Source organism: Streptococcus sp. FSL W8-0197 (assembly GCF_037963785.1).
Lineage (GTDB): Bacteria > Bacillota > Bacilli > Lactobacillales > Streptococcaceae > Streptococcus > Streptococcus oralis_CQ.
Genome location: NZ_CP150168.1, coordinates 691042 through 712904 on the forward strand (window position 1 = coordinate 691042; position 21863 = coordinate 712904).

Genomic DNA, 21863 nt, shown 5'->3' on the forward strand with positions numbered 1-21863 from the left:
GATATGGGAAAATATGATTTTACAAGCCTGCCCAATCGTTTTGGGCACCATACCTATAAATGGAAAGAATCAGAAGCTGATCGCGAAGTTCTACCAGCCTGGATAGCAGATATGGACTTTGTGGTTTTGCCTGAGGTTCGACGAGCTGTACAAGCCTACGCAGATCAGTTGGTCTATGGCTATACTTATGCTAGTGATGCTTTGATTCAGTCGGTTCAGGACTGGGAAGCCACACAACATGGCTATCACTTTGATAAGGATGCCCTCGTCTTTATTGAGGGAGTGGTACCAGCTATTTCAACAGCCATTCAAGCCTTTACAAAAGAAGGAGAGGCTGTCCTGATTAACACACCGGTCTATCCACCCTTTGCACGCAGTGTCAAACTGAACAATCGCAGATTGATTACCAATTCTTTGGTGGAAAAGGATGGGCTGTTTGAGATTGACTTTGACCAGTTGGAGAATCAATTGGTAGAAGAGGATGTGAAGCTTTATATCCTTTGCAATCCCCACAATCCTGGTGGACGTGTTTGGGAAAAGGAAGTGTTAGAAAAGATTGGGCATCTCTGCCAAAAACATGGTGTTTTGTTGGTTTCAGATGAGATTCACCAAGATTTGGCTCTCTTTGGTCGCAAACACCAGTCATTCAATACCATTGATCCCGCTTTTAAAGACTTTGCCCTTATCTTGAGTAGTGCCACTAAGACCTTTAATATTGCTGGGACCAAGAATTCCTATGCAGTTATTGAAAATCCCAAGCTTCGTGTGGCTTTCCAAAAACGCCAGTTGGCCAATAACCAACATGAAATCTCAGGCTTGGGTTATTTGGCGACAGAAGCTGCCTACCGTTATGGTAAGGACTGGTTAGGAGAACTAAAAGAAGTTATCGAGGACCACATTAACTATGTAGTGGATGTTTTGGACAACGAAACCAAGATTAAGGTCATGAAACCGCAAGGTACCTACTTGATTTGGCTTGATTTTTCAGCCTATGACCTAACGGATGACCGCTTGCAAGAGCTTTTGAAGAATGAAGCCAAGGTTATCTTGAATCGAGGTTTGGACTTTGGAGAGGAGGGAACTCTTCATGCCCGCCTCAATGTAGCCATGCCGAAGTCAGTACTAGAAGAAGTTTGCCAACGTATCGTGACCACTTTTGCTACACTTTAAAAATCCAGCCTTCTAGGAGAAAAGTCTTCCTAGAAGGCTATTTTCGTAGGGGAAAATGTGGTATAATGAAAAGATAAGATAAAGGGGTAACTATGGCTAAATTGATTCCGGGAAAGTTGCGCATGGAGGGGGTTACACTCTATGAAACGGGCAACATTGAGATTATCAAGGAAAAAGGGAATCGCCTCTATACTCGTGTGGCGGGAGAAGACTTGCGCTACAGTTTAGAGGATGATCTGGTTTTTTGTGCTTGCGATTTTTACCAAAAGAGAGGTTACTGTGTTCACCTCGCAGCGCTCGAGCATTATCTGAAGAACGACGAAGAAGGCCAGGTGATTTTACAAGCCATAGAAAAAGGACATGAAGAGCAAGAAGAGGTCGAAACCAAGGTTAGTTTTGGCGGTAGTTTTTTGGAGCGTATCCAACCTCAGAAGAGAGAGAAAATCTACACTTTGTCGGCTCTAGGTCAGGTGGAAGCTGGGACCAATCGCCTCCTTTGGACTCTCCGAATCGGTTTAGTTGATAGTCAAAAATATTATGTCATTCGTGACATCCCTCTCTTTTTGAAGGTCTTGGTCCATCGAAAGCCATATATGATTGGGAAACACTATGAAAATGACTTGTCTTGGGATACTTTTGATACAGCTAGTCAAGAAGTTCTTACTTTTTTATGTGGCTTAATTGAGGAGGGACTGAGTCAAGACCTCTTTTTCCCTAATCAAGGTCGTCACCTCTTTTTCCCTAATCAAGGTCGTCACCTCTTTTTCCCTCTGACCTTTTTTGAGCAGGGAGTGGAGTTGCTGATGAACTTGGAAGATTTTCATTTTGAACACCAGATTACTAGTTATGAAAATCTTCTCTTTCATGATTTAGATCCAGAAGCAAACCTTTTCTCTTTTTCCGTGCAGGAGTTTCCCGATTATATTGAGATGGAGATTTCTGAAAGTGAGCGAGTTAACGTATTCTATGGAGGGGCAGTTCTCTTTCGTAAGGGGAATCTTTATCTCTTAAACCCTAAACAAATCAGCCTCCTAAAGGAAATCAAGGAGCTTCCTCAGGAGGAAAGAGGGAGAAAATGCCTCCAGTTTGACAATAGTGATCGTGACCGCCTAGCCGCCTGTCTGCCTTTGTTTGGACAGCTAGGAACAGTTTCTGCTCCTGAGCGCTTACAAATCAGACCCTTTTCACCAATCTTTTACTTTGATAGGGAGGATGACGGCCGCATCCGTTTGGATATCCAGTTTGACTATGGAGATGTTAAGGTAACTAGTCGTCAACAGCTGGAACAATTACCATTTTCAAGCGATGCCGTCTTGGAAAATCAGCTATTTCAAGTCTGTTTAGGGGCTGGTTTTGAGGCTGATTTTCAGTCTTGGAGACAGGCTTTGAAGTCAGAGGCAGTTTATTCTTTCTTTCACCATACGATTCCAACTTTTGATAAGTTGGGTCAGGTTTTCTTGTCTGATGAGATGAATCAGCTCTACAGCGTCCAAGCTCCTCAGGTTCAGATTGAGTCCAAGGGAGGATTGTTGGAAATCCAATTTGATTTCCAAGGGATTGCCCAAGAAGAGATTGACCAAGCTCTTAAAGCCCTGACCAGCAATCAGGATTTCTATATCAGTTCTTCTGATCAAGTGTACTTTTTTGATGAGGAAACCAAGCAGATTCGTCAAAATTTGCAGGAACTGGGAGTTGAGATAAAAGATGGTTCTTTTCAGGCTCGGAAATCCTTAGCTTACAGTTTGTCTCAGTTGTTTGAAGGTCGAGACAGGATTTCCTTCTCGGAAGAATTTCAGCATTTAGCTCATGATTTGACCCATCCAGAGGACTTTCCTTTGGGAGATATACGGGTGCAGGCGAGTTTGAGAGACTATCAGGAAAAGGGAGTCCGTTGGCTCCAGATGCTTCATCACTATGGCTTTGGTGGCATTCTGGCAGATGATATGGGACTGGGAAAAACATTGCAAACCATCGCTTTTTTGACCAGTCAGGTGACAGAAGACAGTCGGGTCTTGATTTTAGCGCCGTCAGGTTTAATCTACAACTGGGCAGATGAATTCAGGAAATTTGCCCCACAGTTGGATTTGGCTGTCGTTCATGGTTTGAAAGCGAATCGAGAAGCGATTCTTTCTGAAAATCACCAAATCTATGTGACTAGCTATGCCACCTTTCGTCAAGACAGCGAGCTTTATCAAGAGATGGCTTTTGATGTTCTCTTCTTAGATGAAGCCCAGGTCATGAAAAATGCCCAAACCAAGATTGCTCAGAGTTTGCGCCAGTTTGTGGTGCCGGCAGTCTTTGCTTTGTCGGGTACGCCCATCGAAAATCATTTAGGAGAGTTGTGGTCTATCTTTCAAATTGTGCTTCCGGGGCTCTTGCCAAGTAAAAAGGAGTTTATGAAATTACCGGCTGACCGAGTCGCGCAGTTTATCAAACCCTTCGTCATGAGGCGTAAGAAAGAAGAAGTCCTAACAGAACTGCCTGATCTGATCGAAGTCGTCTATAAAAATGAACTGGAAGACCAACAGAAGGCTATCTATCTAGCCCAGTTGCAACAGATGCGAGACCGCCTAGCGCAAGTGACAGATCAAGAATTCCAGAGAAGTCGGGTAGAAATCTTATCTGGACTCATGCGTTTGCGCCAGATCTGCGATACGCCAGCTCTCTTCATGGACGATTACCAAGGAGCCAGTGGTAAACTCGATAGTCTCCGAGATTTATTGCTACAAGTGGCTGATGGTGGGCATCGGGTCTTGATTTTCTCCCAGTTCAAAGGAATGTTGGAAAAAATCGAGAAAGAACTCCCAGACTTGGGCTTGACCTCCTTCAAAATCACAGGTTCAACTCCTGCTCAAGACAGACAGGAGATGACTAAGGCCTTTAACCAAGGGGAGAGAGATGCCTTTCTCATCTCCCTTAAGGCGGGTGGTGTTGGTCTCAATCTAACGGGAGCTGATACGGTTATTTTAGTTGACCTTTGGTGGAATCCCGCTGTCGAAGCCCAGGCTATCGGAAGAGCTCACCGCATGGGGCAGGAGCAGATGGTCGAGGTCTATCGTTTGATTACCAAGGGGACCATTGAAGAAAAAATCCAAGAACTTCAAGAACAAAAGAAACATTTGGTTTCCCAAGTTTTAGATGGTACGGAGTCGCGTGCGAGTCTCAGTCTGGCAGAAATTCGTGAAATTTTGGGAATTTCTGAAGCCAGCACTTGAAAAATCAAGACAATACGCTATAATGAAGTGTTGAAAGGAAATACAAAATGAAACAAGATCGATTTCCATTGGTGTCAGATGATGAGATCATGCTGACCAAAATGCCAGTCATGGACTTGTACGATGAGTCAGACTTTATTAGCAATATCAAAGGTGATTACCGCGATAAGAACTATTTGGAATGGTCTCCTATCAATGAGGAAGAAACCGTAGTTTCTCCAGTGGTTAATAAGGAGTCAAAGCCGAGCCCAGAATCTAAAAAGGTTGAAAAAACCTATGCTGAATTGGCTCGAGAAGAGGCGCGTGCGGACTTGAAGAAGAAACGTTCAGCCAAGTATTTGACTCAGGATGTTAGTCATACCAGACGACACAATGGTTCAACACTTGTTCGTCAAGGAAACCAACCAACAGCACCATTTCAAAAGGAAAATCCAGGTGAGTTTGCCAAATTTAGTAAAAACTTGAGCCAGTCTCACTATATCTTAGCTGAGGAGGTTGGCCAAGTGGCGAATCCAACTCCGAAAACCCAAACGGAAAAAGCTAACAAGAACAACTATGATTTTCTAAAGAAGAGTCAAATCTATAATAAAAAGAATAAGCAAACAGAACAGGAACGTCAGGTTGCCCAAGAGTTGAATCTGACAAGAATTACTGAGTAGGGGAGAAAAGCATGTCAAAAACATATCATTTTATTGGAATCAAGGGATCAGGGATGAGTGCCCTAGCCTTGATGTTGCACCAAATGGGACACAAGGTTCAAGGTTCAGACGTTGAAAAATATTACTTTACTCAACGTGGACTAGAGCAGGCAGGGATTGCGATTCTTCCTTTTGATGAAAAGAACCTACAAGGTGATGTGGAGATTATCGCGGGGAATGCCTTTCGTCCAGACAACAATGTTGAAATCGCCTATGCGGATCAAAATGGTATCAGCTACAAACGTTACCATGAATTCCTAGGTAGCTTTATGCGCGACTTTGTCAGCATGGGAGTGGCAGGAGCTCATGGCAAAACTTCGACAACAGGTATGTTGTCACACGTCTTGTCTCACATCACAGATACCAGCTTCTTGATTGGTGACGGGACAGGTCGTGGTTCAGCTAACGCTAAATATTTTGTCTTTGAGTCAGACGAATATGAGCGCCATTTCATGCCTTACCACCCAGAATACTCTATCATCACCAACATTGACTTTGACCATCCAGACTACTTTACAAGTCTAGAGGATGTTTTCAATGCCTTTAACGACTATGCCAAACAAATTAGTAAAGGTTTGTTTGTTTACGGTGAGGATGCTGAGTTGCGTAAGATCACAGCCAATGCGCCAATCTATTACTATGGCTTTGAAGCTGAGGACAATGACTTTGTAGCTAGTGATCTCCTTCGTTCTACGACTGGTTCGACCTTCACCGTTCATTTCCGTGGTCAAGAATTGGGTCAATTCCACATTCCAACCTTTGGTCGTCACAATATCATGAATGCGACTGCTGTTATTGGTCTTCTTTACACAGCTGGATTTGACTTGAACTTGGTCCGTGAACACTTGAAAACATTTGCAGGTGTTAAGCGTCGTTTCACTGAAAAAATAGTCAATGATACAGTGATTATTGATGACTTTGCCCACCATCCAACAGAAATCATTGCAACCTTGGATGCGGCTCGTCAGAAATATCCAAGCAAGGAAATCGTGGCAATCTTCCAACCGCATACCTTTACAAGAACCATTGCCTTGTTGGACGAATTTGCCCATGCTTTGAATCAAGCAGACGCCGTCTACCTAGCGCAAATCTATGGATCAGCCCGTGAAGTGGACCATGGTGATGTCAAAGTAGAAGACTTAGCCAATAAAATCAACAAGAAACATCAGGTTATCACTGTTGAAAATGTCTCTCCACTCCTAGACCATGACAATGCTGTTTACGTCTTTATGGGTGCAGGAGACATCCAAACCTATGAATATTCATTTGAACGTCTCTTGTCTAACTTGACAAGCAACGTCCAATAAGGAAAACAGATGGAAATTCCAATCACTATAAGGCAAGCTACCTTATCAGATTTAGAAGAAATGTTGGCGATTGAAGAAGCCAATCCTTCATCAGAAGAGTCACTTAGCCGCCAATCTTTAGAAGAGAGTATCCGCAAGACTGCGGGTACCTTTCTTGTAGCTGGGGATGAAAATCAGCTCGTGGGCTATGTTTTGGGAGAAGCTCAGTCTATTCATCCCAAATGGATAGAAGTAAAATCCTTGACTATTCATCCTGACCATTGGGGACAGGGGCTGGGAACTCTTCTTCTTGCAGCCTTGAAACAGGTGACAGTCGAACTAGATTATCAAGGTATTCTTTTGCAGAGTCCTGATGAACTACTATCATATTTTGAAATGAATGGCTTTGTTGAAGAAGAAGTGACCGAGAGTCATTATGGCAGTGGCTCTGAATGGTATCTGATTTGGGGAAATCCCTTTTATCAGGAGGAAATATGAAAATCAGACAAGCAAGATTTTCGGATTTAGATCGGATTATAGAGATAGAGCTAGAGAATTTTTCCCTTGAAGAAGCTATTCCTCGTTCGGTCTTTGAGGCCCATTTGCGGGAAATTCAGACCAGTTTTCTGGTAGCTGAAAAAGAGGGGCGTATTCTTGGTTATATCGAAGGTCCAGTCGTTCCGCACCGCCATCTACATGATCAGTCCTTTACAGAAGAAATAAAAGACTATAGCCATCAACCTGGAGGTTATATTTCTGTGACTTGCCTATCTATTGCCAAGGAAGCACAAGCTTTGGGAGTGGGGAAAAGACTATTAAAGGCTTTGAAAGAAGTCGCTTTAGAACATGAGCGAGAGGGCATTAACCTGACATGTCATGATTACCTTATCGCCTATTATGAAAAGCACGGCTTTGTTAATGAAGGAATATCTCAGTCAAGCTTTGCTGGGGAAACATGGTATGATATGGTCTGGCAGCCTGAAAATCAATAAAACTAGCTAGGGAATGCCCTAGTTGGTTGCTTTTCTGCGACTTTTAAGATATAATATTATGGATTGTCAACAAGGAGGTAATGCTTTTGACTGAAAAATCAAGAGAAGAAGAAAAATTAAGCTTTAAAGAGCAGATTCTACGTGATTTAGAAAGAGTAAAAGAACAAGATAGAAGAGAGAAAGAAGTAGAGATTCCAAATCTGACGGCTTCATCATCTCAAGCTAGTTCAGCAACTCCTTCAAATCGTGAAACAGAAACATCAACAGAAGAGTTGATGGCTGATTCCCTATCTGTTGTCGATAAAATCCTAAAAAATGCACCAAGTGTTCCTCCACTTTCAAGTGATAGAACTGATGAAACGGATGACCAAGAAGAGGAAGAGATTAGACAGCCAATCATTGATAAGATTGAAGTTGTAGAATCTGACGAACCTCTAGTAGAGCCGATTCATCTGGCTGAAGAACCTGTAGTGGAACCTGTTCAACCTAAGGTAGAACCAGTTGAGCTTAAACCCGAAGAAAAAGAATTTAACGATACTCCGACTAAGGTAGCCGTAACCTATAAAACAGAAGACAAGAAAGAGGAAATCACTCCAGGAATGCCTGAAAGAGTAGAGCCTGTTTCTACAGAATCTAGCAGTGGATTAGCTGATGCTCCACGTCGTAGTCGTCGTCAAGGTGCAACATCAACTAAGAAAAAGAAAAAATCAAAAGCTAAAGGTTGCCTAGTAACAGTTCTAGTTCTCCTAGTACTCGTTGCAGTTGGTGGTTATTTTGGTTATGGTTATGTGCAAGATTCTTTGAAACCTGTGGATGCGAGCTCTAAGGATTACGTAACGGTTCAAATCCCAGACGGTGCAAATGTTCAAGAAATTGGAAGCACCTTGGAAAAATCTGGTTTGGTTAAACATGGACTTATCTTTAGTCTTTATGCTAAATACTATAGCCATGCCAACTTGAAGTCAGGTTATTATAACTTGAAGAAGAGTATGAGTACGGATGAGTTGATTCAAGAATTGCAAAAAGGTGGGACTCCTGAAGCTCAGGCACCTGTTCTTTCAAACTTGACCATTCCAGAAGGCTATACATTAGAGCAAATCGCTCAAACAGTAGGACAACTTCAAGGTGAATTTAAAGAGCCTCTTACTGCGGATGCTTTCTTGGCAAAAGCTCAAGATGAGACCTTTATCTCACAATTAGTAGCCAAGTATCCAAACCTACTTGGAAGTCTTCCAACAAAAGATAGTAGCGTTCGTTATCGTCTTGAAGGCTACCTTTTCCCAGCGACCTATACAATCAAAGACAGTACAACTGTTGAAAGTTTGATTGATGAGATGGTGGCTGCTATGGATAAGGCTATGTCACCATATTACGCTACGATCAAAGAAAAGAATCTGACAGTTAATGAATTGCTCAGCATTGCTTCTCTTGTCGAAAAAGAAGGAGCTAAGACCGAAGACCGCAAGAAAATCGCAGGTGTCTTCTATAACCGCTTGAATGCCGGTATGCCACTTCAAAGTAATATCGCTATCCTATATGCTCAAGGAAAACTTGGTCAAAAGATTAGTTTAGCAGATGACGCTGGAATTGATACAACGATTGATTCACCATACAATGTTTACACACACCTTGGTCTCATGCCTGGACCGGTTGATAGCCCAAGTTCGGATGCGATTGAAGCAAGTGTAAACCAGACAAAGAGTGAGTACTTGTACTTTGTAGCAAATGTTGAAGATGGTAAAGTATACTTTGCAACAACAAAAGAAGAACATGATCAAAACGTTGCAGAGCATATCAATAGCAAGTTACCTCAAGCAAGTAGTTCAAACTAAAATTATGTGGTTTTCCACATAATTTTGTTTTAAAAAAGTAAATAGAAAAGAAAGTTAAAAAAATGGCAGAAAAAACTTACCCAATGACCCTTGAAGAAAAGGAAAAACTAGAAAAAGAATTAGAGGAGTTGAAACTCGTTCGACGCCCTGAAGTCGTAGAGCGTATCAAGATTGCTCGTTCCTATGGAGACCTTTCAGAAAATAGTGAGTATGAAGCAGCGAAAGATGAACAAGCTTTTGTTGAAGGTCAAATTTCAAGTCTAGAAACAAAGATTCGCTATGCTGAAATTGTTAATAGCGATGCAGTTGCCCAAGATGAGGTAGCAATCGGTAAAACAGTTACAATCCAAGAAGTCGGTGAAGACGAAGAAGAGGTCTACATCATCGTCGGTTCTGCAGGTGCAGATGCTTTTGCTGGTAAAGTCTCAAATGAAAGTCCGATTGGCCGTGCTTTGATTGGCAAGAAGACTGGCGATACTGCAACGATTGAAACACCAGTTGGTAGCTATGATGTCAAAATCTTAAAGGTTGAAAAAACAGCCTAAATAGGATGAAAAAGGAGTAGTGAAGGTTTTACCTTGCTCAACTCCTTTTTGGTTTTTTGGATAAATAGGAGACAATATGAGTGAAAATAAGAAGAAAAACAAAATGGAGCGTGGTTTAACCAATCGCCATGTTCAGGTGATGGCCATTGCAGGAACAATCGGAACTGGACTTTTCCTAGGTGCTGGTCGCTCTATCAGCCTTACAGGACCTTCTATCATCCTGATTTACATGATTACAGGAGCCTTTATGTTTTTGATGATGAGGGCTGTTGGAGAGATGCTGTATCAGGATCCAGAACAGCATACCTTTATCAACTTTATTACCCGTCATTTGGGTAAAGGCTGGGGATATTTCTCAGTTTGGTCTTATTGGCTGTCAGTTGTCTTTATCGGTATGGCAGAAATCACTGCCATCTCAGACTATGTCCGCTTCTGGTTCCCTACCTGGCCTAGCTGGCTGATTCAGCTTGTCTTTTTAACGATTTTGGCTTTGGTCAACCTGATTGCAGTTAAGCTTTTTGGAGAAGTCGAGTTTTGGTTTGCTATGGTCAAGATTGTGGCGATTTTAGCCATGATTGCCACTGGGATTTTTATGGTTTTGACAGGCTTTAAGACACCGCATGGTGTTGCAAGTTTGGCAAATATCAGCGACCAGTTCTCTCTTTTTCCAAACGGAGTTATGAACTTTGTCATGGCCTTTCAAATGGTATTTTTTGCCTATCTGATGATTGAGTTTATCGGGGTGACAACTTCTGAAACAAAGAACCCTCGTCAGGTCTTACCTAAAGCTGTTAAGGAAATTCCTCTCAGAATTATCTTCTTCTATGGGGGAGCTCTCATTGCGATTATGGCCATTATTCCTTGGTCTTATCTTAATTCTTCAGATTCTCCATTTGTAACGGTTTTTGAACTGGCAGGGATCAAGTGGGCAGCGGCTCTAATCAACTTTGTTGTCTTGACCTCAGCAGCGTCTGCGCTTAACTCAACTCTCTACTCAACAGGGAGACACTTATATCAGATTGCCCATGATTCGCCAAATCGTTTCTTAAAGGCCATCAAGGTCGATACCCTTTCTCGTCACAATGTTCCACAAAATGCCATCATTGCCTCAGCAATCTTGATTGCTCTCGCTGCCTTTATCAATGTGCTACCAGGTGTTTCAGATGCCTTTGCTTTGATCACCGCATCCTCATCAGGTGTTTACATCGCGATTTATATCTTGATTATGGTGGCCCATCTCAAATACCGCAAGTCACAAGACTTCATGGCTGATGGCTACCTTATGCCTCAGTATCGCTTGCTTAATCCCCTAACCATTCTCTTTTTTGTCTTTGTTTTCGTGACTCTCTTTTTGCAAGAGTCTACCTTCATGGGGGCAGTTGGTTCTGCTATCTGGATCTTTGTTTTTGGGATTTATAGTCAGTGGAAATTTAGAAAATAAATCATGAACTCATCAACTCTGTTTGGTGAGTTTTTGCTAGTTTGACAGTTTATTGAAATATGACTATAATCAAGTTGTAGCAGTTTATTAGGAGGTTTGAATGCACGTTAGATTGGAAAATAAGGAATCGCTTAAAGCGCAAGAAATAGGGGATTTGATTCGTGCTTATAATCGTTCCAAAAGAGAAGAGGTTGAGAGCGAGCCACTGAATCTTTATCTCGAAGACGAAAAGGGCAATCTCATGGCGGGCTTAGTAGCTGAGACTTTCGGAAATTGGCTGGAAATCGAATATTTGTTTGTGAAAGAGGAATTACGGGGACAAGGAATCGGTTCGAAACTATTGCAGCGAGCTGAAAGTGAAGCTAAGAAACGAAACTGTCGTTTTGCTTTTGTCAATACTTACCAGTTTCAAGCGCCAGATTTTTATATAAGCCATGGCTACAAGGAAGTCTTTACCTTGCAAGACTATCCCTACACAGGGCAAAGATTTTATTACCAAAAGGATTTGTGACCTAGACTTCTTTCTTTTGGAGAGGAACTTAGCTAAGTATCAAAAAAGAACGAATACTCTTTATCATGTAAGATGATAGAGAGTTTTTTTGTTAATAAAATATTACAAAATGACATTTATATATTGCATTAAGTTAGATATATGGTATAATGTTTTTAAAAGAGGCGCAACTTTTTAAAATTTTGAAGGAGGACGCTAGTGGCTAAAAATTTAAAATTAAAATTAGCTCGGGTAGAGCGTGATTTAACACAAGGGGATTTGGCAGAAGCTGTGGGTGTTACTAGGCAGACTATAGGCTTGATAGAAGCAGGGAAATATAATCCTAGTCTCTCCCTCTGTCAGTCCATTTGCAGATGCTTAGGAAAAACATTAGATCAATTATTTTGGGAGGAAGAAGATGAAAAATAGATTTTTTTATTATCAATTATTAGACGAAAGAGAAGAACAACTGATTAACAAAGCTGGGACAGAGTCTTTTCATGTGTTTATCGGGCTCATTCTGCTAAGTTATTTGGTGGCAATATTAGCACCTGCTCTTTTTAATCCTGATATTCTTCTGGTTACCCTTTTATTAGGAATTTTATTCTTTTTCAATCGTGCACGACAACTTGGAGTGACCTACTATAGTCGTTTTCATTTTACAATTATAGGGTGTTTGCTGGTAACTCTCGCTATTACGTCTCTCTTGATGTTGCAGAATTATCAATTCAACATAGAAATTTATCAGCACAACCCTTTGAACGTTAAATACTTGTCTGCTTGGGCCATTACTTATCTGATTTACCTTCCTTGGGTTTTTATCGCCAATCTCGGCCTTAAAAGTTATGGCGAATGGGCTCAAAAAAAGTTTGAGCAAGATATGGATGAACTGGAGAGTGGGAATTAGCTTGTTAAGTTTTTATCAATCTTGAAAAAATGTGTTATAATAGTACTAATTTATCGGATGGTGTGAAAGTGGCAGAATACGTTCATGCCTTTGTAAAGTAGGAAGAAGGAAAACAGATGTATCCAGATGATAGTTTAACATTGCACACGGACTTGTACCAGATCAACATGATGCAAGTTTACTTTGACCAAGGAATTCACAATAAAAAGGCGGTCTTTGAAGTTTATTTCCGCCAGCAACCGTTTAATAACGGCTATGCGGTTTTTGCTGGTTTGGAAAGAATTGTACATTATCTTAAAGACTTGCGCTTTTCAGATAGCGATATTGCCTACTTGGAGACGCTTGGGTATCATGGAGAATTCTTGGATTACCTACGAAATCTCAAGTTAGAACTAACGGTTCGTTCTGCTCAGGAAGGGGACTTGGTTTTTGCTAATGAGCCGATTGTGCAGGTTGAAGGACCTCTAGCCCAATGTCAATTGGTCGAAACGGCTCTTTTAAACATCGTTAACTTTCAAACCTTGATAGCGACAAAGGCAGCACGTATTCGTTCAGTCATTGAAGATGAACCCTTGATGGAATTCGGGACACGTCGTGCGCAAGAAATGGATGCAGCTATCTGGGGAACACGCGCAGCCGTGATTGGTGGAGCCAATGGTACTAGTAATGTACGAGCAGGGAAGCTCTTTGGTATTCCTGTCTTAGGTACTCATGCTCATGCCTTGGTACAGGTTTATGGAAACGACTATGAGGCCTTTAAGGCCTATGCGTCAACCCATCGTGATTGTGTCTTTCTAGTAGATACTTATGATACTTTGCGAATCGGTGTGCCAGCTGCCATTCAGGTAGCGCGTGAGTTGGGTGATAAGATCAATTTTAAAGGCGTTCGTATCGACTCTGGGGATATTGCCTACATTTCCAAGAAAGTCCGTCAGCAACTGGATGAGGCTGGTTTTACAGAGGCTAAGATCTATGCTTCTAATGACCTCGATGAAAATACCATCCTTAACCTCAAAATGCAACACGCTAAGATTGATGTCTGGGGGGTGGGTACCAAGCTGATTACAGCCTATGATCAGCCAGCTCTTGGGGCAGTTTATAAGATTGTTGCGATCGAAGATGAGAATGGTCAGATGCGCAATACCATCAAGCTTTCAAGTAATGCTGAAAAAGTATCGACCCCAGGTAAGAAGCAGGTATGGCGCATTACCAGCCGTGAAAAAGGCAAGTCAGAAGGTGACTACATTACTTATGATGGTGTGGATGTGAGTGACATGACAGAAATCAAGATGTTCCATCCAACTTATACCTACATCAAAAAGACCGTTCGTAATTTTGATGCCGTTCCTCTCTTGGTTGATATTTTCAAAGCAGGAACATTAGTTTACAACCTGCCTAGTTTGACTGAGATTCAAGCCTATGCTCGTAAGGAATTTGACAAGCTATGGGATGAGTATAAACGGGTTCTCAATCCGCAACATTACCCGGTAGACTTGGCGCGTGATATTTGGCAAGATAAGATGGACTTGATTGATAAGATGCGCAAAGAAGCCCTTGGCGAAGGAGAAGAAGAATGAGTTTGCAAGAAACCATAATCCAACAACTAGGTGTCAAGCCAGTGATTGACGCCCAGGAGGAAATTCGTCGTTCGATTGACTTCTTAAAAAGATACTTGAAAAAACATCCCTTCCTTAAAACCTTTGTACTAGGGATTTCTGGGGGTCAGGATTCAACCTTGGCAGGGCGTTTGGCGCAATTAGCTATGGAAGAAATGCGAGCAGAGACAGGAGATGACAGCTACCAATTTATCGCTGTCCGCCTGCCCTATGGCGTGCAAGCTGATGAAGCAGATGCTCAAAAAGCCCTTGATTTCATCCAACCAGATGTTAGTCTAGTTGTAAATATTAAGGAATCAGCTGATGCTATGACAGCTGCAGTCGAAGCGACAGGAAGTCCTGTTTCAGACTTTAATAAGGGAAATATCAAGGCGCGTAGCCGTATGATTGCCCAATATGCCCTTGCGGGTGCCCATAGCGGAGCCGTCATTGGAACAGACCATGCCGCGGAAAATATCACAGGCTTTTTTACTAAGTTTGGTGACGGTGGTGCAGACATTCTCCCTCTTTACCGCCTCAATAAACGCCAGGGGAAACAACTCTTGAAGGAACTTGGTGCAGACCCAGCCCTTTATGAAAAAATCCCAACAGCAGATTTGGAAGAAGAAAAACCTGGACTTGCTGACGAAGTAGCCTTGGGAGTCACTTACAATGAAATTGACGACTACCTTGAAGGCAAAACCATCAGTCCAGAAGCCCAAGCAACTATCGAAAACTGGTGGCAAAAAGGCCAACACAAACGCCACCTACCAATCACCGTATTTGATGACTTTTGGGAGTGAGACAGAAATCGGTAACTCGAAGAGTTCGATTTCGTTGTCTCACCCCCGCAACGATGACTAGGTTTGAAAAAGCTTGGTAAAGCGCATTTCAAACCAGACAGCGACTGCGTCAAGGGATTAGGTAAAACACTTGTTTCCTAGCTATTACTGAGTATAGTCTTTTTACCCTGAGCCTGGAAATGAGAAAGCGAGGAAGGTCCGGGGGACCTTTTTAGCTTCTTGCCTTGAAACTCGAGAGCAAGAATAACCTCCAGTGGAGGTTTTTACCCTGAGCCTGGAAATGAGAAAGCGAGGAAGGCCCGGGGAACCTTTTTAGCTTTTTGCCTAGAAACTGGGAAGCAAGAATAACCTCCAGTGGAGGTTTTCAGCCCGAGTCTAGAAACGGGAAAACGAGGCAGATTCGGTAACTCGAAGAGTTCGATTTTCCTTGTCTCACCCCCGCAACGATGACTAGGTTTGAAAAAGCTTGGTAAAGCGCATTTCAAACCAGACAGCGACTGCGTCAAGTAACTAGATGAAAAACTTGTTTTCTAGCTGTTACTGAGTATAGTCTTTTTACCTTGAGCCTTAAGATTAGAAAGCGAGGTAACATTATGAAAGCAATCGGTACGCAAATATTACAGACAGAACGTTTGATTTTGAGAAGATTTGTGGAGAGTGATGCGGAAGCCATGTTTCAAAATTGGGCTTCGTCTGCTGAGAATCTGGCCTATGTCACCTGGGATCCTCATCCTGATGTTGAGGTGACTCGGAACTCGATTCAAAATTGGGTTGCATCCTATACTAATCCCAACTATTACAAATGGGCCATTTGTCTCAAAGAGAACCCAGAGCATGTGATAGGAGATATCAGCATCATTGAAATGCACGAGGAAGATTCAAGTTGTGAAATTGGGTATGTTTTAGGAAAAGATTATTGGGGTCGTGGTATGATGACGGAGGCCTTGAAAGCTGTCTTAGACTTTTGTTTTACTCAAGCAGGTTTTCAAAAGGTCAGAGCTCGTTACGCCAGTCTCAACCCAGCTTCAGGCCGTGTGATGGAAAAAGCGGGAATGTCTTATCTAAAAATCATTGCCAATGGTGTGGAGAGAAAAGACTACGTTGCGGACCTTATTTATTACCAGATAAGCAGGGAAGACAGGTGATTCGCTTTTCTGTTTCTACCAAAGTCAGACCTTGTCTGGCTTTTTTTGTGCCAGATTTCTAAATAAACTGATTAAATTCCTATTTTTGCCTATCATTGTCCCTGTTTTTTCTGGAGTTTTGGGGATATAATAGACCTATCAAATCAAAGAATGGAGGAAGGCAATGGACAATGTAATCTTTTTTATCAGTGTTTTTCTTGCTGGAATTCTTTCCTTCTTTTCTCCTTGTATCTTACCCGTGTTGCCAGTCTATGCAGGGGTTTTACTTGATGACAAAGATGGTGCTCAGGCTTCCAGCGGAAAATTTTCAATCTCAGTTGTTAGTTTATTGCGAACTTTGGCCTTTATAGCGGGGATTTCTTTTATCTTTATCTTACTGGGTTATGGAGCTGGTTTTTTAGGCAATTTGCTTTATACTTCCTGGTTTCAGTATGTGACAGGTGCGATTATCATTCTCTTGGGCTTACACCAGATGGAAGTCCTACATTTGCAGGGCCTCTACAAGGAAAGAAGGCTACAATTAAAGAGACAGGGGCAAAAGGGTAACGGCTATAGTCAAGCATTTTTACTGGGGTTGACCTTTAGTTTTGCTTGGACGCCGTGTGTAGGGCCGGTTTTGGGCTCTGTTTTAGCCTTGGCGGCTTCTGGTGGCTCAGGTGCTTGGCAGGGAGCTGGTCTCATGTTGGTTTACACGCTGGGATTGGCACTACCATTTTTGGTTCTAGCTCTCGCCTCCAGCTATGTTTTGAAACATTTCCGAAAACTCCATCCTTATCTCGGGACCCTCAAAAAAGTGGGTGGTTTCCTCATTATCGTGATGGGAATCTTGGTGCTTTTGGGAAATGCTTCCATTTTGACTACATTATTTGAATAGAGAGGAAAAAGAAATGAAAAAATGGCAAACATGTCTCCTTGGAGTAGGCTCAATCTGTTGCTTGGCAGCCTGTTCGGCTAAAAATATGGCAGACGAGTCTACTATGAAGGAGCAAACCAAAACAGAACAAGTTAGTTCACAAACTGCCACTAAGGGTCAGGAAGTCGCTAATTTTGAACTGACAGGTGTAGATGGCAAGACCTATCGTTTATCTGACTACAAGGGCAAGAAAGTTTATCTCAAATTCTGGGCTTCTTGGTGTTCCATCTGTCTAGCCAGCCTTCCAGATACGGATGAAATCGCTAAAGAAGCTGGTGATGACTATGTAGTTTTGACAGTGGTCTCTCCTGGACACAAAGGTGAACAAGCAGAAGCGGACTTTAAGAATTGGTACAAGGGCTTGGATTATAAAAATTTCCCAGTTCTAATTGATCCATCAGGTAAACTCTTGGAAAGTTATGGTGTCCGTTCTTATCCGACTCAAGCCTTTATAGACAAGGAAGGCAAGCTGGTCAAAACGCAACCAGGTTTTATGGATAAGGAAATGATTTTAAAAGAATTGAAAGAAATGGGGTAGAGAAAGGCTATGAATGATAAAGTAAAACTTTTTGTCTTGGCAGGGGTCATTCTCCTAGCCATAACCGGTTTCTATTTTCTATTGATGCGAAATGCAGGGCAGACAGATAGCTCGCAAATTGAGAAAGCGTCAGTTAGCCAAGGAGGAAAAACAGTGAAAAAAACAGAAATTAGCAAAGACGCAGACTTGCACGAAATTTATCTAGCAGGGGGATGTTTCTGGGGAGTGGAGGAATACTTCTCACGCGTGCCTGGAGTGACAGATGCCGTTTCAGGCTATGCAAATGGTAGAGGGGAAACAACCAAGTACGAATTGATCAACCAAACAGGTCATGCGGAAACCGTCCATGTCACTTATGATGCTAATCAAATTTCCCTCAAAGAAATTCTTCTTCATTACTTCCGCATTATCAATCCAACCAGCAAAAATAAACAAGGAAATGATGTGGGGACCCAGTACCGTACTGGTGTTTATTACGCAGATGACAAGGATTTGGAAGTAATCAACCAAGTCTTTGATGAGGTGGCTAAAAAATATGACCAACCTCTGGCAGTTGAAAAGGAAAACTTGAAGAATTTTGTGGTGGCGGAGGATTATCACCAAGACTATCTCAAGAAAAATCCAAATGGCTACTGTCATATAAATGTCAATCAAGCTGCCTATCCCGTCATTGATGCCAGCAAATATCCTAAACCAAGCGATGAAGAATTGAAAAAGACCTTGTCACCTGAGGAGTACGCAGTTACCCAGAAAAATCAAACAGAACGAGCTTTTTCAAACCGCTACTGGGATAAATTCGAATCTGGTATCTATGTGGATGTGGCAACTGGCGAACCCCTCTTTTCATCAAAAGACAAGTTTGAGTCTGGTTGTGGCTGGCCTAGTTTCACCCAACCAATTAGTCCAGATGTTGTCACTTACAAGGAAGATAAGTCTTACAATATGACGCGCATGGAAGTGAGAAGTCGAGTTGGAGATTCTCACCTTGGCCATGTCTTTACAGATGGGCCTCAGGACAAGGGTGGCTTGCGCTACTGTATCAATAGTCTTTCTATCCGCTTTATTCCCAAAGACCAAATGGAAGAAAAAGGCTATGCCTATTTACTAGATTATGTCGATTAAGAAGTCTTTCCTAAGCAGTTAGTGGAGAATTTTGCTATACTGATACTAGTAAGTGACAAAGGAGCAGAGCATGACCTACACAATCTTAATCGTAGAGGATGAATATCTAGTAAGACAAGGCTTGACCAAGTTGGTCAATGTAGCAGCCTACGATATGGAAATCATCGGTCAGGCCGAAAATGGAAGGCAGGCTTGGGACTTGATCCAAAAGCAGGTGCCAGATATCATTTTAACTGATATCAATATGCCTCAGCTAAATGGCATCCAGTTGGCCAGTCTGGTACGAGAAACCTATCCTCAGGTGCATCTGGTATTTTTGACAGGTTACGATTATTTTGATTACGCCTTGTCTGCTGTCAAACTCGGTGTAGATGACTACTTGCTCAAGCCCTTTTCGCGTCAGGATATTGAGAAAATGTTAGGGAAAATCAAGCAAAAACTAGACAAGGAAGAAAAAGAAGAGCAGTTACAAGATTTATTAACCGATAAGTTTGAGGGAAATATTGCTCAGAAAATCCAGTCCCATCTAGCTGACAGTCAGTTTAGTTTGAAGTCTTTGGCCAGTGACCTAGGTTTTAGTCCGACTTATCTGAGTTCCTTAATTAAGAAAGAGTTGGGCTTGCCTTTTCAGGATTATCTGGTGAGAGAGCGTGTCAAACAGGCCAAGCTCTTGCTTCTGACCACAGATTTAAAGATTTATGAGATAGCCGAAAAGGTTGGTTTTGAAGATATGAACTACTTTACCCAACGTTTTAAACAGATTGCAGGTGTGACACCTCGTCAGTTTAAGAAAGGGGAAGGCCGATGAAGCGTTCTTCTCTTTTAGTCAGAATGGTTATTTCCATCTTTCTGGTCTTTCTCATTCTCCTAGCTGTGGTCGGGACTTTCTATTATCAATCTAGTTCATCAGCTATTGAGGCTACTATTGAGGGTAATAGCCAAACGACCATTAGCCAGACTAGCCACTTTATTCAGTCTTATATCAAAAAATTAGAAACCACCTCTACCAGTTTGACCCAGCAGGCAGATGTCCTAGCCTATGCTGAGAATCCCAGTCAAGACAAGGTAAAGGAAATCCGAGATCTGTTTTTGACCATCTTAAAGGCAGACCAGGACTTGAAAACGGTGGTACTGGTCACCAAATCCGGTCAGGTCATTTCCACTGATGACAGTGTGCAGATGAAAACTTCCTCTGATATGATGGCTGAGGATTGGTACCAAAAGGCTATTCATCAGGGAGCTAAGCCAGTTTTGACACCAGCTCGTAAATCAGACAGTCAGTGGGTCATTTCTGTTACTCAGGAACTTGTTGATGCAGAGGGGGGCAATCTTGGCGTGCTTCGTTTGGATATTTCCTACGAAACTCTGGAAGCCTATCTTAACCAACTCCAGTTGGGTCAGCAGGGTTTTGCCTTTATCATCAATGAAAAGCATGAATTTGTCTACCATCCTAAACGTACTGTCTATAGCTCAGCGAGTGAAATGGAGGCCATGAAACCCTACATCGAGACGGGGCAGGGCTATACGCTGGATCATCAATCCTACGTCAGTCAGGAACAGATTGCAGGGACTGATTGGACGGTTATAGGCGTGTCTTCGCTGGAGAAGCTAGACCAGGTTCGGAGTCAACTCATGTGGACCTTGCTTGCTGCTAGTGCCTTATCTCTTCTTGCCTGTCTCTGCTTGGTGTGGTTCAGTCTCAAACGCTGGATTGCGCCTTTGAAGGACCTGAGAGAAACCATGCTGAAAATTGCTTCTGGTACACAAAATCTTCGTGCTAAAGAAGCTGGTGCCTATGAACTGAGAGAAGTGACTCGCCAGTTCAATGCCATGTTGGATCAGATTGATCAGTTGATGGAAGATGTGCGCAGGCAGGAAGAAGCGACCCGGCAGTATGAACTTCAAGCACTGTCGAGCCAGATTAACCCCCATTTCCTCTATAATACTTTAGACACTATCATCTGGATGGCTGAGTTTCAGGATAGTCAGCGAGTGGTTCAGGTGACCAAGTCCTTGGCAACCTATTTCCGCTTGGCGCTCAATCAAGGAAAGGATTTGATTTCTCTTTCTGATGAAATCAATCATGTCCGCCAGTACCTCTTTATCCAGAAACAACGCTATGGTGAAAAGCTGGAGTATGAGATTGCTGAAGATCCTGCTTTTGGTAACCTAGTCTTACCCAAGTTGGTGCTACAACCTCTTGTAGAAAATGCTCTTTACCATGGCATTAAGGAAAAGGAAGGTCAGGGACATATTAAAGTTTCTGTTCAGAAACAGAATACAGGGCTTGTCATCCGCATTGAGGATGATGGCGTTGGCTTCCAAGCTGCTGGCGATAGCAGTCAAAGTCAACTCAAACGTGGGGGAGTTGGTCTTCAAAATGTTGACCAACGGCTCAAACTTCATTTTGGAGAAGATTACCAAACGAAGATTGATTCTATTCCCTCAAAAGGGACGACAGTTGAAATATACATAAATGGAATAGAAACTAGCTAACTCCCAGTCAATTCTGGGAGTTTTACTTTGAAAAATTAGAATGATTAGTTGGCCTTGATAAAATCCGTAAAAAAAGATATGATAGATAGTGACAAAAGAGGTATCAAGTATGAAGGAAAAAGACATTCAAAGAGCAACAAGCCAGATTGTAGAAGATGTAATAGACAAGGCTAATTTGAAGCAAGGAACTATCTTTGTTTTGGGCCTTTCTTCTAGTGAGGTGATAGGTGGTCAGATTGGTAAGGAATCCAGTCAAGAAATTGGGGAAATCATTGTGAAGACCATCCTAGATATCTTAGAGGAAAAAGGAATTCATCTAGCCGTTCAAGGTTGTGAACATGTCAATCGAGCCCTCGTTGTTGAACGTCAGGTGGCAGAGCAGTTTGGTCTAGAAATCGTCAGTGTCCTTCCTACACTTCATGCAGGAGGTTCGGGTCAGTTGGCAGCCTTCAAGTTTATGCGGAATCCAGTTGAGGTTGAATTTATCAAGGCCCATGCTGGATTGGATATCGGAGATACTGCGATTGGCATGCATGTCAAGCATGTTCAGGTTCCAATTCGCCCTCTTTTGAGAGAAATTGGGCATGCCCATGTAACGGCTCTTGCAAGTCGTCCCAAACTAATCGGAGGTGCGCGTGCGCAGTATCCACAAGATTCTATCAGAAAGTCATGAGA

Annotated in this window: 21 protein-coding genes; all 21 read left to right on the forward strand. The window is 42.3% G+C overall.

Features of this window, described 5'->3' with window-relative positions; translation table 11 throughout:
• Positions 1 to 3: 3 nt before the first annotated feature.
• The 21 genes from NYE79_RS03575 to NYE79_RS03675 all read left to right on the forward strand — a co-directional run bounded on the left by NYE79_RS03575 (position 4) and on the right by NYE79_RS03675 (position 21861).
• The gene (locus NYE79_RS03575) at positions 4 to 1170 is read left to right on the forward strand and encodes a MalY/PatB family protein (RefSeq protein ID WP_125328244.1); all 1167 of its coding nucleotides are present in this window, start codon (positions 4 to 6) and stop codon (positions 1168 to 1170) included.
• Between the two features lie 92 nt (positions 1171 to 1262).
• Positions 1263 to 4385 (forward strand): DEAD/DEAH box helicase, encoded by a 3123-nt coding sequence (locus tag NYE79_RS03580; RefSeq protein WP_339293793.1) that lies wholly within the window; start codon positions 1263 to 1265, stop codon positions 4383 to 4385.
• A 47-nt stretch (positions 4386 to 4432) separates the two neighbouring features.
• Entirely contained in the window at positions 4433 to 5044 is a 612-nt protein-coding gene (locus tag NYE79_RS03585; RefSeq protein WP_339293794.1) for a cystathionine gamma-synthase, read from the forward strand.
• Between the two features lie 11 nt (positions 5045 to 5055).
• Positions 5056 to 6390 carry a UDP-N-acetylmuramate--L-alanine ligase gene (gene murC / locus NYE79_RS03590; RefSeq protein WP_049478909.1) on the forward strand — a complete coding sequence of 445 codons (1335 nt, stop codon included), beginning with the start codon at positions 5056 to 5058 and terminating at the stop codon, positions 6388 to 6390.
• A gap of 9 nt (positions 6391 to 6399) precedes the next feature.
• Complete coding sequence (locus NYE79_RS03595) at positions 6400 to 6867, forward strand: GNAT family N-acetyltransferase (protein WP_042902070.1); 468 nt, start codon at positions 6400 to 6402, stop codon at positions 6865 to 6867.
• Positions 6864 to 7361, forward strand: coding sequence for a GNAT family N-acetyltransferase (locus NYE79_RS03600; RefSeq protein WP_049478908.1), 498 nt, complete (start codon positions 6864 to 6866; stop codon positions 7359 to 7361). Before NYE79_RS03595 ends, NYE79_RS03600 begins: the two co-directional genes overlap by 4 nt.
• Before the next feature lie 80 nt (positions 7362 to 7441).
• A complete protein-coding gene (gene mltG, locus NYE79_RS03605; protein ID WP_083307426.1) occupies positions 7442 to 9193 on the forward strand; it encodes an endolytic transglycosylase MltG in 1752 nt (583 codons plus the stop codon).
• A gap of 62 nt (positions 9194 to 9255) precedes the next feature.
• Positions 9256 to 9738 carry a transcription elongation factor GreA gene (greA, locus tag NYE79_RS03610; RefSeq protein WP_000818765.1) on the forward strand — a complete coding sequence of 161 codons (483 nt, stop codon included), beginning with the start codon at positions 9256 to 9258 and terminating at the stop codon, positions 9736 to 9738.
• A gap of 76 nt (positions 9739 to 9814) precedes the next feature.
• Entirely contained in the window at positions 9815 to 11179 is a 1365-nt protein-coding gene (locus tag NYE79_RS03615; RefSeq protein ID WP_216728686.1) for an amino acid permease, read from the forward strand.
• Between the two features lie 100 nt (positions 11180 to 11279).
• Complete coding sequence (locus tag NYE79_RS03620; protein WP_000558479.1) at positions 11280 to 11690, forward strand: GNAT family N-acetyltransferase; 411 nt, start codon at positions 11280 to 11282, stop codon at positions 11688 to 11690.
• A gap of 198 nt (positions 11691 to 11888) precedes the next feature.
• Positions 11889 to 12098, forward strand: coding sequence for a helix-turn-helix transcriptional regulator (locus NYE79_RS03625; protein ID WP_001107502.1), 210 nt, complete (start codon positions 11889 to 11891; stop codon positions 12096 to 12098).
• Complete coding sequence (locus tag NYE79_RS03630; protein WP_000797147.1) at positions 12088 to 12576, forward strand: DUF6773 family protein; 489 nt, start codon at positions 12088 to 12090, stop codon at positions 12574 to 12576. The genes NYE79_RS03625 and NYE79_RS03630 overlap by 11 nt, the downstream gene beginning before the upstream one ends.
• 116 nt (positions 12577 to 12692) lie before the next feature.
• Positions 12693 to 14153, forward strand: a complete 1461-nt coding sequence (locus NYE79_RS03635) for a nicotinate phosphoribosyltransferase (protein ID WP_049477481.1) — start codon at positions 12693 to 12695, stop codon at positions 14151 to 14153.
• On the forward strand, positions 14150 to 14974 hold the full coding sequence (nadE, locus tag NYE79_RS03640; RefSeq protein WP_339293795.1) for an ammonia-dependent NAD(+) synthetase: 825 nt from the start codon (positions 14150 to 14152) through the stop codon (positions 14972 to 14974). Before NYE79_RS03635 ends, nadE begins: the two co-directional genes overlap by 4 nt.
• A gap of 593 nt (positions 14975 to 15567) precedes the next feature.
• The gene (locus NYE79_RS03645; RefSeq protein WP_339293796.1) at positions 15568 to 16119 is read left to right on the forward strand and encodes a GNAT family N-acetyltransferase; all 552 of its coding nucleotides are present in this window, start codon (positions 15568 to 15570) and stop codon (positions 16117 to 16119) included.
• Between the two features lie 163 nt (positions 16120 to 16282).
• Positions 16283 to 16993: a thiol-disulfide oxidoreductase-associated membrane protein CcdA2 gene (gene ccdA2, locus NYE79_RS03650; RefSeq protein ID WP_000370911.1), complete on the forward strand. Its 711-nt coding sequence runs from the start codon at positions 16283 to 16285 to the stop codon at positions 16991 to 16993.
• Between the two features lie 13 nt (positions 16994 to 17006).
• Positions 17007 to 17570, forward strand: a complete 564-nt coding sequence (locus tag NYE79_RS03655; RefSeq protein WP_000759248.1) for a redoxin family protein — start codon at positions 17007 to 17009, stop codon at positions 17568 to 17570.
• Positions 17571 to 17579: 9 nt separating this feature from the next.
• Positions 17580 to 18692 (forward strand): peptide-methionine (R)-S-oxide reductase MsrB, encoded by a 1113-nt coding sequence (msrB, locus tag NYE79_RS03660; RefSeq protein WP_339293797.1) that lies wholly within the window; start codon positions 17580 to 17582, stop codon positions 18690 to 18692.
• 70 nt (positions 18693 to 18762) lie between these two features.
• Complete coding sequence (locus tag NYE79_RS03665; protein WP_000222611.1) at positions 18763 to 19500, forward strand: response regulator; 738 nt, start codon at positions 18763 to 18765, stop codon at positions 19498 to 19500.
• Positions 19497 to 21188, forward strand: coding sequence for a sensor histidine kinase (locus tag NYE79_RS03670; RefSeq protein ID WP_339293798.1), 1692 nt, complete (start codon positions 19497 to 19499; stop codon positions 21186 to 21188). The genes NYE79_RS03665 and NYE79_RS03670 overlap by 4 nt, the downstream gene beginning before the upstream one ends.
• Positions 21189 to 21297: 109 nt before the next feature.
• Complete coding sequence (locus NYE79_RS03675; protein WP_216728682.1) at positions 21298 to 21861, forward strand: TIGR01440 family protein; 564 nt, start codon at positions 21298 to 21300, stop codon at positions 21859 to 21861.
• The last annotated feature ends 2 nt before the right edge of the window (positions 21862 to 21863 follow it).

Coding starts and splice junctions, on each gene's coding strand:
- mltG (WP_083307426.1), top strand. CDS start 7,442: ATGCTTTTGACTGAAAAATCAAGAGAAGAAGAAAAATTAAGCTTTAAA.
- NYE79_RS03620 (WP_000558479.1), top strand. CDS start 11,280: ATGCACGTTAGATTGGAAAATAAGGAATCGCTTAAAGCGCAAGAAATA.
- nadE (WP_339293795.1), top strand. CDS start 14,150: ATGAGTTTGCAAGAAACCATAATCCAACAACTAGGTGTCAAGCCAGTG.
- NYE79_RS03665 (WP_000222611.1), top strand. CDS start 18,763: ATGACCTACACAATCTTAATCGTAGAGGATGAATATCTAGTAAGACAA.
- NYE79_RS03595 (WP_042902070.1), top strand. CDS start 6,400: ATGGAAATTCCAATCACTATAAGGCAAGCTACCTTATCAGATTTAGAA.
- NYE79_RS03670 (WP_339293798.1), top strand. CDS start 19,497: ATGAAGCGTTCTTCTCTTTTAGTCAGAATGGTTATTTCCATCTTTCTG.
- NYE79_RS03575 (WP_125328244.1), top strand. CDS start 4: ATGGGAAAATATGATTTTACAAGCCTGCCCAATCGTTTTGGGCACCAT.
- NYE79_RS03585 (WP_339293794.1), top strand. CDS start 4,433: ATGAAACAAGATCGATTTCCATTGGTGTCAGATGATGAGATCATGCTG.
- msrB (WP_339293797.1), top strand. CDS start 17,580: ATGAATGATAAAGTAAAACTTTTTGTCTTGGCAGGGGTCATTCTCCTA.
- NYE79_RS03635 (WP_049477481.1), top strand. CDS start 12,693: ATGTATCCAGATGATAGTTTAACATTGCACACGGACTTGTACCAGATC.
- NYE79_RS03645 (WP_339293796.1), top strand. CDS start 15,568: ATGAAAGCAATCGGTACGCAAATATTACAGACAGAACGTTTGATTTTG.
- NYE79_RS03615 (WP_216728686.1), top strand. CDS start 9,815: ATGAGTGAAAATAAGAAGAAAAACAAAATGGAGCGTGGTTTAACCAAT.
- greA (WP_000818765.1), top strand. CDS start 9,256: ATGGCAGAAAAAACTTACCCAATGACCCTTGAAGAAAAGGAAAAACTA.
- NYE79_RS03675 (WP_216728682.1), top strand. CDS start 21,298: ATGAAGGAAAAAGACATTCAAAGAGCAACAAGCCAGATTGTAGAAGAT.
- NYE79_RS03655 (WP_000759248.1), top strand. CDS start 17,007: ATGAAAAAATGGCAAACATGTCTCCTTGGAGTAGGCTCAATCTGTTGC.
- NYE79_RS03630 (WP_000797147.1), top strand. CDS start 12,088: ATGAAAAATAGATTTTTTTATTATCAATTATTAGACGAAAGAGAAGAA.
- NYE79_RS03580 (WP_339293793.1), top strand. CDS start 1,263: ATGGCTAAATTGATTCCGGGAAAGTTGCGCATGGAGGGGGTTACACTC.
- ccdA2 (WP_000370911.1), top strand. CDS start 16,283: ATGGACAATGTAATCTTTTTTATCAGTGTTTTTCTTGCTGGAATTCTT.
- murC (WP_049478909.1), top strand. CDS start 5,056: ATGTCAAAAACATATCATTTTATTGGAATCAAGGGATCAGGGATGAGT.
- NYE79_RS03600 (WP_049478908.1), top strand. CDS start 6,864: ATGAAAATCAGACAAGCAAGATTTTCGGATTTAGATCGGATTATAGAG.